The sequence below is a fragment of the Dyadobacter pollutisoli genome (genome assembly GCF_026625565.1).
GTDB classification, from domain to species: Bacteria; Bacteroidota; Bacteroidia; order Cytophagales; family Spirosomataceae; genus Dyadobacter; species Dyadobacter pollutisoli.
In genome coordinates this window covers 6349395-6360918 of sequence record NZ_CP112998.1, presented here as the reverse complement: position 1 = coordinate 6360918, position 11524 = coordinate 6349395, and the positions used below count along the sequence as shown (strand labels likewise).

Genomic DNA, 11524 nt, shown 5'->3' with positions numbered 1-11524 from the left:
TGACTACGCTACTGCACTAGACACGGCTTCGAATCGGAACCGTCGGCAATATCCATTTCAACACTTAATGCTTTGTTAAGATGTGGAACGCCAAAATGAAAATATGATAGATACCGATCGGTGCTTTGTATGAAGCGGCGGTATTAGACTTTGACAGGTCGTACTTGCCAATTAGTAACAAATGCATCAACCCCTGCAGGATCTAACATCGTACCGACGAAGTCACGAACTCCGTCTCTGTAAACCATTTCGTAAACCAAAAACAAAAACGCCTTGATAATTCGTTGATTATCAAGGCGTTATGGCATTTCAAAGTGGTGATGGACGGAATCGAACCGCCGACACAAGGATTTTCAGTCCTTTGCTCTACCGACTGAGCTACATCACCAGGCTCAATTGGTTCCTTTCGGGAGTGCAAAAATAGAAACCTGTTTTGGCTTTACAAATTTTTTATAAAAATATTTCTCAATTAGTTTACCAATAAAAGCTATTGCGCTGATAACCTTTGTCTTAACAAATGGACTCCTTCAATTAAATTTCAAAACCATTTGTACCATGGCACATTTTTATCATATTTGTTGGTAGTATGCTTGCATACCAATGCGCTGCCAGTTTCAATTGATGTACACGATCATGGCCATAATTCAGCAAATCATCTTCATAGCTGTCCTTGGAGTAACCGCATGGCTGGTTTTCCAAAGAGTTGGCATTATTAAAAAAACCATCCTGCTGGGAAAAGATGAGGACAGGAAAGATCAACCCGGAAAACGCCTTTCTACCATGCTGCGAATTGCTTTTGGGCAAAAGAAAATGTTTGACCGCCCGCTCATCGGAATACTTCACTTTGCTGTCTACGCGGGTTTTATACTCATCAATATAGAGATACTGGAAATTGTGCTGGATGGCATTCTCGGCACGCATCGCCTGTTTGCCCCACTTTTAGGTTCCTTTTACCCATTTCTGATCGGCTTTTTCGAACTGCTTGCACTCGGCGTAATGTTGGCCTGTGGCATCTTTTTATTGAGGCGTAGTGTCGTGAAAGTAGAAAGGCTGCAACCTTCCCGGCACCGTGAAATGAACGGCTGGCCTCAGCTGGACGGTAAACTGATCCTCGTTTTCGAGATTGTGCTGATGCTTGCAATACTAACCATGAATGCTGCCGACAGCGTTTTGCAGGATCTTGGGAGCTTGCATTATACGAGGTCGGGGCCATTCTTCATTAGCGAAGCCTTGAAACCGATCTTCGCAGGCTGGAATGAAAGTACGCTGATCATTTACGAGCGTGCCGCTTGGTGGTTGCACATTATAGGCATATTTGTATTTGCAGTCTATGTGACTTACTCCAAGCATTTACACATTGTCCTTGCATTTCCAAACACTTATTTTTCCCGCCTCACACCGAAGGGAAAAATGAACAACATGCCTGAAATTACCAGCGAAGTAAAAATCATGCTTGGCCTTGAAAATCAGACCGGTGATGCGCAGGCTGTTCCCGAACGTTTTGGAGCAAAGGATGTACAGGATTTGAGCTGGAAAAACTTAATGGATGCCTACTCCTGCACGGAATGCGGCCGCTGTACTTCTGCCTGCCCGGCTAACCTGACGGGTAAAAAACTATCGCCTCGCAAGATCATGATGGATACCCGCGACCGACTGGAAGATATTGGCAGAAATATGCAGGCTAATAAAGGTGAGTTTAAAAACGATGGAAAAAGCCTGATCGGTGACTACATTCTGGAAGAAGAAATTCTTGCATGTACCAGTTGCAATGCATGCGTACAGGAATGTCCGGTGCTGATTAACCCGCTTGATATCATTTTGCAGCTGCGCAGATACAAAATTATGGACGAGGCCCACGCTCCCGCGTCCTGGAATATGATGTTCCAGAATATGGATACGAACCAGGCTCCGTGGAGATTCTCGCCCGGCGACCGGTTCAATTGGGCTGACGGCTTAAATTCCAAACCTGCCGAATAGGCCGCCTCTGAACACTCAAATGTTTGATGTTATGAATGAAACCACATACAAGGTCCCTACGATGGCTGAAATGGCGGCCAGCAATGAATCTCCGGAAGTATTGTTCTGGGTTGGTTGCGCGGGGTCATTTGATGATCGCTATAAAAAAGTAACCGTCGCTTTTGTCAAAATATTAAATAAAGCAGGGATTAAATTCGCTGTGCTGGGAACGGAAGAAAGTTGTACGGGCGATCCGGCAAGACGGGCCGGGAATGAGTTTACATTTCAAATGCTGGCCATGTCTAACATTCAGGTACTGGACATGTATGGCATCAAAAAAATCGTGACTGCCTGCCCTCATTGCTTCAATACCCTCAAAAATGAATATCCGGAGCTAGGTGGCAATTATGATGTAATGCATCATTCGGAGTATCTGCAGCAACTTATTAATGAAGGCCGGGTACGGCTGGAAGGCGGTCAGGCTTTTAAAGGAAAAAAAATAACATTTCACGATTCCTGCTACTTGGGCAGGGCTAATGATGTTTACGAAGCGCCGCGAAATGTGCTGGAGGCTTTGGATGCTGATCTGGTGGAGATGAAACGTTGCCGTACCAAAGGCCTTTGCTGCGGCGCCGGTGGCGGTCAAATGTTCAAAGAACCCGAACCGGGCAAAAAGGACATCAATGTGGAACGCATTGAGGAGGCCATTGATACCGGCGCAAATACTATTGCTGTCGCCTGCCCGTTTTGTATGGTAATGATGACAGATGGCGTCAAAAACAAAGAAAAAGAGGATTCTGTAAAAGTTTACGACCTTGCAGAGTTAGTGGCGCAGGCTCAGGGATTGTAACCAGACGGTCTTTTTGGAAGAACTTAGTCCCGAGCACAGTTGTTTTAATTTTACGATTACAAAGTCATACCCTGATATGATGATCTTTTAACAAGCCCAATTCAATCATGTATATACCATTTAGTGATATCGATTTTCAGTCCCGTGTTTGGGTTTATCAGGCTAACAGAAAACTGACGAATGAAGAAACCGGGATTATTACGGAGACCCTCAAAGCTTCACTGGATACATGGGAAGCCCACGGCAAGCCGCTGACAGCGTCGGGAAAGGTTTTTGAACATCGTTTTGTAGTAATTGCAGTAGACGAGCGCGATGAATTGCCCAGCGGATGTTCCATCGACAAATCGGTACACTGGTTGCAGGAAATCGGGCAGAGAATGAATATTGATTTCTTCGACCGTTCACTGGCTTATCTGGACGACGAGGATGAAGTTCAGACCATTCCGGTACCAAAGATCAAACAAGCTGTGATAGATGAAACAATCCTGCCCCACACGACGGTTTTTGACAATCAGGTCAGTACCAAGGCACAATGGATGAAAAGATGGAAAATTCCTGCTTCTAATTCCTGGCTGAACCGTTATTTCTCTGAACAGACAAGCTTATAATGCATAAAAAATTAGCTTTGTGATCCATATATCCGAACCTTTCATGAAGTTTATCCGGCTGGCCGTTGTTTCTTTGTTTTGTCTGTTCTTATCTAGCTGCGATGAAAATGTAGTCTACAAAGCGCATGAAGACATTGATGACGGCCTTTGGTACATTAAAAATAAGCCTGTTTTCAAAGTGGAGATTACGGACACGACACAGGTTTACAACATCTACTATTTGCTGCGGAACACATTGCAATATCCGTACTATAATCTGTACCTGACCAGAAACTTTACCGGGCCGGATCAAAAACTGATTTCTAATACACTGGAAGAAGTTTACCTCTCCAATGAAACCACAGGAAAACCGTATGGCCACGGTCTCGGAGACCTTTTTGATCACAAAATTCCTTTCCTTAAAAATTATCGTTTCCAGAGATCCGGTACTTACACTTTTACACTTTCACAGTCCATGCGGCAGAACCCGCTTCCTTTTGTGATGAGTGTGGGAATCAGTGTGGAAAAAGTGGTGCCACCAGGTAACTAAGCCTCAGTTGCCGGCCCGGGCGCACTTCCGTCCGGTTTCTTACGCGACTTGTTCCGGTAGCGACGATATGGTTTCTTCTTGAATTCCTTTTGCGCTACCTGCTCTCGTAGTATTTCCGCTTTTTCTTCCTCCACTTCATGAACCGGCTCTCCCAACAGAAACCCATAAGGTTCCAGGCTGGGCATCGTGTCCAGAATCACTTTCAGTATTGCTGTAACAGGCAATGCGAGAATTAATCCGGATAGTCCCCACAGCTGCCCTCCCAAAAACAATGCGATAATAGCCGCCAGCGGGTTCACGCTCACTTTTGAACCCACAATGTTGGGAGTGATGAAATTACCTTCGAGAAACTGAACAAAGCTCATTATACCAATTACACCGACCGCGTACCAGGGCGAATCCATGGTTACAATGCTAAGTAAAGCCGGCAGAATGGAGCCGATCAGGATACCGATATAGGGAATGAGGATAAGAAACCCGGCCAAAAACCCAAAAAAAATCGCATGCGGAACGCCCAGGATCAACAGACCAATGCTATTTAAAACCCCTACTATTAAAATAACCAGAAACAACCCGGACAAATAGCTCTGGATCACTTCATATATTTTCTTCAAAAGAAGGTTCAAATCTTCATTGGGTACATTCTTAACTGCTTTGTGAACAAATCGTCTGAAAAAATCACGGTATAGCAGAAAAAAGAAAATGTAAAGCGGGATAAGGACAAATGTCGAAATCGCCCCGGTGGTAGTAACCAGTGTATTCAGTAAAACGGCCCTGCCTTCGCTCAGCGCATTGATCAGGTACTTTTTGGCTTCGCTAACCTGCTGCGTACGACTGACATTGAGGTATCTTTCTCCCATTGTCAGGGTTTGATCCAAGATCGTTTCCGCCTTTTCGGTTATCCTGGGAAGCTCTTCCGCGAAGCTCCCGATTTGTAAAGACACGACGTATATCAGCACAATGATCACAAAAAACAATGTCATGATGCTCAGTAAAATCGATCCGATCCGTGGTACCCGGTGGCGTTCGAGCCAGGCACAGACGGGATGCAAAAGAATGGCAAGTAAAATCGAAAAAGCGAGCGGGATAATAGTCTCACGAAGCACAAATAGAATATAGACCGTCGCGATCAGAGCGACCAGGGTACTTGCCAGCTTGATGTAAACGGGTGTTTCTTTATCTTTGTTTGGAAGAGGACGTAACGTTGAATTCATGAATAAGTTGATATATCTGTGGTTTGCTGTCAAAACCGTTTTCTGCACCTGTGAGCCAGATCACCGCATCAACGATTTCAAGAAAGTGCGGTCTCACTACAAAATTAAGAAAATAGGCAAGCTTCCAACTGTCGCCAATGAAAGTTCGGGCCTCGCCAGAGGCAGTAACGAGGATTCTTTCTGGACTCATAATGATAGTGGCGGAAAACCTGAATTGTATGAATTTGACCTGACGGGCAAACTCATTTCTACAAAACCAATACCGGGAGCCAAAAATACAGACTGGGAAGATCTCACCCAGGATCAGGCAGGCAATGTATATATAGGCGACTTTGGCAACAATGCTGCGCCACGAAGCAGTTTTGATATTTATAAATGGAGCATCGATCAGCCGGCAGCAGAGAAAATTACATTCACTTATTCACAACAAAAAAACAAAGCTGGCAGCCCTAAACTGCCTGTATCCGATTGCGAATCATTTTTTTACCATCAAAACAATCTTTTCCTTTTTTCTAAAAACTGGGGAAAGGACAAATCTGTTAAATTGTATCAACTTCCGGTTGAAAGCGGAAACTATGTACTGACCCCGGTAGACAGTATCAACATCAATACGCAGGTCACTTCTGCCGACATCAGCCCGGACGGTAAAACTTTTGCTTTACTTACCTATGGTAAAATCCTTTTATTCGGGGTTGAGAATAATATGATCAATTTTAAAAAACCATTGGGTTGTTTCCGTCTGGTCAAGGCGCAAAATGAGGCTCTTATTTTTTTGAACAATACCGATATGCTGATCACCAATGAGCAAGGCGCAGTGTACCGGATTACTTATCAGTGATATTATGTTTATGTTAACAATAATGTAAAACATGTAATGTGAACGTCACATCTGCTAATTTCGAATCGCGTTTTAATCATAAAAACAATGAGCACCGCTAAATCTGCTGCATCAGCACCGAAAGTATTAGTAGTTGATGACGATTCTGATATTGTTGAACTCCTCGAATATAATTTAACCAAGGAAGGCTACTCAGTACTGACCGCCTCAAACGGAAAAAAAGCAATTGAAATTGCCAAGACGTTTATCCCTGACCTGATACTGCTTGATATCATGATGCCGCAGCTGGACGGTATCGAAACTGGACGCATGCTGCGTCAGAACCCTGAGATCAAGAACACCTATATACTTTTTCTTACTGCCCGTTCCGAAGAATATTCCGAGGTTGCTGCGTTTGATGTTGGCGCTGACGATTACATTACAAAGCCCATTAAGCCCCGCGCTTTGATGAGCCGGATCAATGCATTGTTCAGAAGAGAGGCACAAAAGGCTGAATCCGGAGATACTATTGAGATCCTTGACCTGTCGATCAACCGGAAAAATTATACGGTTACCCAGGCTGGTGAAAAATCGACGGTGTTGCCAAAAAAGGAATTTGAACTGCTTTTCTTTCTTGCCCAAACGCCTAACAAAGTGTTTAGCAGGGACGAGTTGCTTCAAAAAATATGGGGAGCCGACATTTATGTACTCGAAAGAACAGTCGACGTACACATTCGTAAGCTGCGCGAAAAACTGGGCGATACTTACATTAAAACTCTGAAAGGCGTAGGATATATGTTCAGCAACGAGCGGGAGTAATTACTTCTGGATCGTGTCGGGAACAAACTCTTCTTCTTTCCTGGCCTTGTCTTTGTCCTTTTTCTTCCGGAATGCGAGCTTGATGTTTACCTCGCCGTTTTCATCGATGGCCCGCAGATAGATCTTAGAGCCGTCCTTTTTCTGTTCATTATTGGGGTCAAGGACGTAGGTGGAGTCCCGCTTTTTGAGATTGCTGAGCGGAATCTGGATATTAATATCGGTTTTCTTAGCAAAACTGTAAATCCCGTCAATGTACAAGGTCAGCACGTTGGATTCTATTTCCATTGGAGCTATTTCAATTTCTTCCCCGCTGAGCTTGAAATCGTTATGAATAGGTGCAAATTTTACGCGTTCAAAATTTCTCTTTTTGAAAATCAGCCGCTTCATCTTCATAAATGGCTCAAAATTAATGATATAGCCATTCACCAGGTTTATCCTTAATAACCCCTTCATGCTGGATGGTACCAGCTTGACGTTGTTACTCAACCTGGATTCAAAACTAAAATCTGAGGTAAGTATCCCTTTCAGATTTTCATGTGTAATGGTTTTTTGTCCAAAATTGTCGAATGAGTAAAAAACGGAATGCACGTCCGCATCCATGATTTTTCCACGCAAAAAAAGGTGCGGAAGGCCTACACCAGAATTGTCCATTTCACCCGAAATCCGCACATTTCCACGTCCGAAGGCTTTCATTACAAAATACTCAATACTCACCGCGTTATTCTTGATGGTAAACTGTCCTTTGACGTCCTTGGCCGTGAAATGACGGTATTTTAAAGTTTTGGAATCCAGCTTGGCCACGATCTCCATCTTATCGATCGCATCGTCCAGCAATTCAGAAAGTCGCGGCTTTTTCTTGGCTGTATACCTTTGTTTTCCCCTTTGAGCCAGCAAATTTTCCAGCCAGTTGAGTTGCCAGTTTGGAATATTAATGTCAACCTGTGCCCTGAGCGGCTTGGGCGAACCAAACAAGTAAGGTATCAAATCCACTAGTGTCCCTCTGACATAAAGCATATTTTGACCGTCAAAAAAGTGGAGGTCAGGAAGCACTACTACTGACTCGTTAAAAGTAAGATCACCCTTGATCTGTTTCAAATGAACCTTACGAGGAAGATAATCCATTGAAATGTTGTTGAGAGATGCTTTTCCCCAAAGCTTCCCGTTGAACCGGTCTTTGGCAGGATCATAAAAATTCTTGAGATTGCCATTGAAGTGAAAATCGATTGTCGCCGTGCCATTCTTGATCCGGTACTTGCCCGGGTCCAGCAGCTGCCCCAGGTTGGTCGAATCTCCTTCGATCCGACCGTCCAGTTTGGCCTTAGGATGCCGAAAATCGTCTATCACAAGTTTTAAGCTAAATGGTATGGTCTCAAACATTCCCGTCACCTTTGGCGCGGTGAGCCGTGAATTGGGAGGCCCCGGTATCCGCGTCGAATCACCCTGATTGGTAAATACCCCTTCGGCTTTCATCTTCCGCAAGGTCCCGACCTGCAGATTATATTCAAAAGTATCCGTATTAAAATAAACGTCAACCCTCGGCTGCCTTTCCGAAAGTTGGCCCTTCACTTTTACCTGCGTATCCACGTCCGTCTGAATTCCGATCGAGTCAATCTGCTTCCGTACCCTTGCCGTCAAAAGAGGTAATGCGTTCTTAACCGCTATTTTCTTCGCCTCAAAATTTAATGTGAAGTTGCGCAGCGTATCTGAAAAGTCGAATTCACCATTGATCCCGATTTTGTCGTGGGTAGCGCTTTCCAATATCGAAGGATAAATTTTTAAGTTTTTGGCGTCTTCATCATAAGCCAGGGCCAAAGCTACATTCGTTTCCTGATTGACGAGAAAGCCTCCTTTTTTAGGTTTGAATGTCAAACCATGGAAGTAAACTGCACCATTGAAATTGGCATTGGTCGTCGAATCCGTCAGCGTAATAATGTTGGTTGCATCCCGAAAAATCGCTCCATAATATTTTTGTTTAAGAGAATCCGCGTAGGTAACGTCAAAATTCACAAAGCGCAGATTTCCAAGTTTCTTCACAATCCCGTCTTTATCGCGGGGGCTCTTCTCGTCTTTGCTTTCTTTTTGAGATTTAAAAATACTTAGGTTTGAGTATCCATTTCGCTGGACAAACAACCTAAGATTCCCGTTTTGCAGGATCAGATTCTTGATTTTAATGTCACCCTTATAAAGACCTTTCAGGTCAAGCGCCACGTGAATCTGCTCAGCTTCCAGAAAGGGTTTTTGATGAATGTGATAAAGACTATCTGTTAATTTGACGCCAGAAAGTGTGAAATTAAGGCCAAGACCACCATAAAAAGGTCGAAATTTGAAGTCTCCTATTTCCAGTTTTCCATTCAGGCTTTCATTGACTGCTTCCTGCACTTCCCGGAAAATCTTTTCTCTGTTGCGATACACCCAGAACTCCACCGCACCAAACATGAACACGGCACAAAGGGCAACGATACCAAAGATTTTCAAGACTCTTGCAAACATGAATTGAAGGGATTTAATGTAAGTTACATTAATAACGTGCCAGCAAATATTCTCCAGGAACCATGTAAAGCATCTTAATGGTTTCCATCTTCGCTATTCCCGGCAAAAAATACTAATTTTGCGCACTATTTTGGAATGCCGAAAATCTCGTTTTCAAAAATTATTTTGATCAAATGCTACTAAGCGAACAGGAAATATTAAGGCGTCAGAAGCGCGAAGAGTTAATGCGGCTGGGCATAGAGCCCTACCCGACAGAAGAGTTTGTGGTGAATACTTATGCCGCGGACATCGTTAAAAACTACGAGAACAATAAGATCGATTATAAACATGTGACCATGGCCGGCAGGCTTATGGGTTTTCGTATCATGGGAAGCGCCGCTTTTGCCGAGTTCCAGGATAGCACAGGCCGCGTACAATTGTACTTCCGCCGTGACGATCTTTGCCCGGGCGAAGACAAGACTCTTTACAATACCGTTTTCAAGAAGCTGCTCGACATTGGCGATATCATTGGCGTCACGGGATTTGTATTTACTACCCAAACCGGCGAAATTTCCGTACACGTTCAGGAATTTAAAATTTTAAATAAATCCCTTCGGCCTCTGCCTGTCGTTAAACGTGACGAAGATGGTAATGTGCATGACGGTTTTACCGATCCTGAACTGAGGTACCGCCAACGGTATGTGGACCTGATCGTGAATCCCGAAGTGCGTGATATCTTCATCAAACGTGCGAGGATTATCACCACCATGCGCTCTTACTTTGACTCAAAAGGCTGGCTGGAAGTAGAAACACCGGTATTGCAATCCATTCACGGAGGCGCTGCCGCCAGGCCATTCACGACGCATCACAATGCATTGGATGTGGGCTTATACCTGCGGATTGCTACTGAGCTGCACTTGAAAAGACTGATCGTCGGTGGATTTGAGGGGGTTTACGAATTTGGGAAACTGTTCCGTAATGAAGGAATGGACCGCACTCATAACCCTGAGTTCACGACGGTGGAACTGTATGTCGCATACAAAGACTATTTGTGGATGATGGAGATGACGGAGCAAGTTCTGGAACAGGTAGCTCTGGCTGTGAATGGAACTACAAAAGCAACTTTTGGCGATGTCGAACTTGATTTCGCAGGACCATATCCACGTTTGAGTATTACCGACGCCATACATCAATACACAGGGTTGGATGTGGATGCGTCCGACGAGGCTACTATACGTGCCCAGTGCCGTGCATGGGGCATGGAAGTGAATGATAGTATGGGTAAAGGCAAGCTTATCGACGAGATTTTTGGAGAAAAAGTTGAAAGTCACATCATACAGCCGACATTTATCATTGACCACCCTGTGGAAATGTCACCGCTTACGAAAAAGCACCGCACCAAAAAGGGAATGGTAGAACGTTTCGAGCTTTTTGTAAATGGTCGTGAAATCGCCAATGCATATTCCGAGTTGAATGACCCGATTGAGCAGCGTGAGCGATTTGAAGATCAGCTTACATTAAAGGAGCGCGGGGATGACGAGGCTATGGAAATGGATGATGATTTTCTCCGGTCACTGGAATACGGAATGCCGCCAACGTCAGGTATAGGTATCGGAATCGATAGGTTAACTATGCTTCTGACCAATAATTCCAGCATTCAGGAAGTCATTTTCTTCCCGCAAATGCGCCCGGAAAAGAAAGCAGAAATTGCAAAAGAATCAGATTACGTCGATGCAGGCGTACCAGCTGTTTGGGTGCCTGCTTTACAGAAAATGAATATATTAACGATAGAACAATTGAAGACAGCCAGCCCCAACAAGATTTTCAATGATCTGGGAGGGATGCGTAAAAAGCTGAAAATTGAAGAAAAAATGCCGCAGCTGGACGATGTTAAAGTCTGGGTAGGCTGATATGAACATTAAAAATGCCGCTTCCGAGGGGCGGCATTTTTAATGTTCTGCAAAAAAAATATAACTATATCTTTTTTACCTGCACAGCGTTTAGTCCTTTTTTACCCTCAACGACTTCGTATTCAACTTGGTCATTTTCACGGATAGTAAGTCCTCCCAATCCTGTCACATGGACAAAAATGTCTCTGTTTGTGTCGTCTTCAACGATGAAGCCGTATCCCTTAGCTTCATTGAAAAATTTTACAGTACCTGTTGGCATAATAGTTGAAATAAAAAAATTGAAATAAGGTGAAAATACAAGAAGATTGTAAGCGTTTCAGTGATAAGTCTAAATGGCGTTACCAAATAATTG

General features: G+C 44.0%; 10 protein-coding genes and 1 tRNA gene. 7 read left to right on the top strand and 4 right to left on the bottom strand.

The window, feature by feature from the left end; all coding sequences use genetic code 11:
• Nucleotides 1-315: 315 nt before the first annotated feature.
• Nucleotides 316-388: transfer RNA gene (locus tag ON006_RS26275), tRNA-Phe, on the bottom strand.
• A gap of 245 nt (nt 389-633) precedes the next feature.
• On the opposite strand from ON006_RS26275, the gene ON006_RS26270 reads away from it, so the two are divergent.
• The 4 genes from ON006_RS26270 to ON006_RS26255 all read left to right on the top strand — a co-directional run bounded on the left by ON006_RS26270 (nt 634) and on the right by ON006_RS26255 (nt 3943).
• Complete coding sequence (locus tag ON006_RS26270; protein ID WP_244824209.1) at nt 634-1977, top strand: 4Fe-4S dicluster domain-containing protein; 1344 nt, start codon at nt 634-636, stop codon at nt 1975-1977.
• Between the two features lie 31 nt (nt 1978-2008).
• Nucleotides 2009-2806: a (Fe-S)-binding protein gene (locus tag ON006_RS26265; protein WP_244824208.1), complete on the top strand. Its 798-nt coding sequence runs from the start codon at nt 2009-2011 to the stop codon at nt 2804-2806.
• Between the two features lie 107 nt (nt 2807-2913).
• On the top strand, nt 2914-3414 hold the full coding sequence (locus ON006_RS26260) for a hypothetical protein (RefSeq protein ID WP_244824207.1): 501 nt from the start codon (nt 2914-2916) through the stop codon (nt 3412-3414).
• Nucleotides 3415-3457: 43 nt separating this feature from the next.
• A complete protein-coding gene (locus tag ON006_RS26255) occupies nt 3458-3943 on the top strand; it encodes a gliding motility lipoprotein GldH (protein ID WP_244824241.1) in 486 nt (161 codons plus the stop codon).
• Here the strand turns inward: ON006_RS26255 and ON006_RS26250 are convergent.
• The gene (locus ON006_RS26250) at nt 3940-5157 is read right to left on the bottom strand and encodes an AI-2E family transporter (RefSeq protein ID WP_244824206.1); all 1218 of its coding nucleotides are present in this window, start codon (nt 5155-5157) and stop codon (nt 3940-3942) included. The genes ON006_RS26255 and ON006_RS26250 overlap by 4 nt on opposite strands.
• Between ON006_RS26250 and ON006_RS26245 the strand changes: the two genes are divergently transcribed.
• Nucleotides 5156-5995: an SdiA-regulated domain-containing protein gene (locus ON006_RS26245; protein ID WP_244824205.1), complete on the top strand. Its 840-nt coding sequence runs from the start codon at nt 5156-5158 to the stop codon at nt 5993-5995. The genes ON006_RS26250 and ON006_RS26245 overlap by 2 nt on opposite strands.
• An 87-nt stretch (nt 5996-6082) precedes the next feature.
• Nucleotides 6083-6793, top strand: a complete 711-nt coding sequence (locus ON006_RS26240) for a response regulator transcription factor (protein ID WP_244824204.1) — start codon at nt 6083-6085, stop codon at nt 6791-6793.
• Here ON006_RS26240 and ON006_RS26235 read toward each other — a convergent pair whose 3' ends face one another.
• Nucleotides 6794-9283, bottom strand: a complete 2490-nt coding sequence (locus tag ON006_RS26235; RefSeq protein ID WP_244824203.1) for an AsmA family protein — start codon at nt 9281-9283, stop codon at nt 6794-6796.
• Between the two features lie 173 nt (nt 9284-9456).
• Between ON006_RS26235 and lysS the strand changes: the two genes are divergently transcribed.
• Nucleotides 9457-11172: a lysine--tRNA ligase gene (lysS, locus tag ON006_RS26230; RefSeq protein ID WP_244824202.1), complete on the top strand. Its 1716-nt coding sequence runs from the start codon at nt 9457-9459 to the stop codon at nt 11170-11172.
• Nucleotides 11173-11236: 64 nt separating this feature from the next.
• On the opposite strand, the gene ON006_RS26225 is transcribed toward lysS, so the two are convergent.
• Entirely contained in the window at nt 11237-11431 is a 195-nt protein-coding gene (locus ON006_RS26225) for a cold-shock protein (protein ID WP_026629450.1), read from the bottom strand.
• Nucleotides 11432-11524 lie beyond the last annotated feature (93 nt).

What these genes read in the sequence shown, in the direction of transcription:
- ON006_RS26270 (WP_244824209.1), top strand. Translation starts at nt 634, where the DNA reads ATGGCCATAATTCAGCAAATCATCTTCATAGCTGTCCTTGGAGTAACC.
- ON006_RS26265 (WP_244824208.1), top strand. Translation starts at nt 2,009, where the DNA reads ATGAATGAAACCACATACAAGGTCCCTACGATGGCTGAAATGGCGGCC.
- ON006_RS26260 (WP_244824207.1), top strand. Translation starts at nt 2,914, where the DNA reads ATGTATATACCATTTAGTGATATCGATTTTCAGTCCCGTGTTTGGGTT.
- ON006_RS26255 (WP_244824241.1), top strand. Translation starts at nt 3,458, where the DNA reads ATGAAGTTTATCCGGCTGGCCGTTGTTTCTTTGTTTTGTCTGTTCTTA.
- ON006_RS26245 (WP_244824205.1), top strand. Translation starts at nt 5,156, where the DNA reads ATGAATAAGTTGATATATCTGTGGTTTGCTGTCAAAACCGTTTTCTGC.
- ON006_RS26250 (WP_244824206.1), bottom strand. Translation starts at nt 5,157, where the DNA reads ATGAATTCAACGTTACGTCCTCTTCCAAACAAAGATAAAGAAACACCC.
- ON006_RS26240 (WP_244824204.1), top strand. Translation starts at nt 6,083, where the DNA reads ATGAGCACCGCTAAATCTGCTGCATCAGCACCGAAAGTATTAGTAGTT.
- ON006_RS26235 (WP_244824203.1), bottom strand. Translation starts at nt 9,283, where the DNA reads ATGTTTGCAAGAGTCTTGAAAATCTTTGGTATCGTTGCCCTTTGTGCC.
- lysS (WP_244824202.1), top strand. Translation starts at nt 9,457, where the DNA reads ATGCTACTAAGCGAACAGGAAATATTAAGGCGTCAGAAGCGCGAAGAG.
- ON006_RS26225 (WP_026629450.1), bottom strand. Translation starts at nt 11,431, where the DNA reads ATGCCAACAGGTACTGTAAAATTTTTCAATGAAGCTAAGGGATACGGC.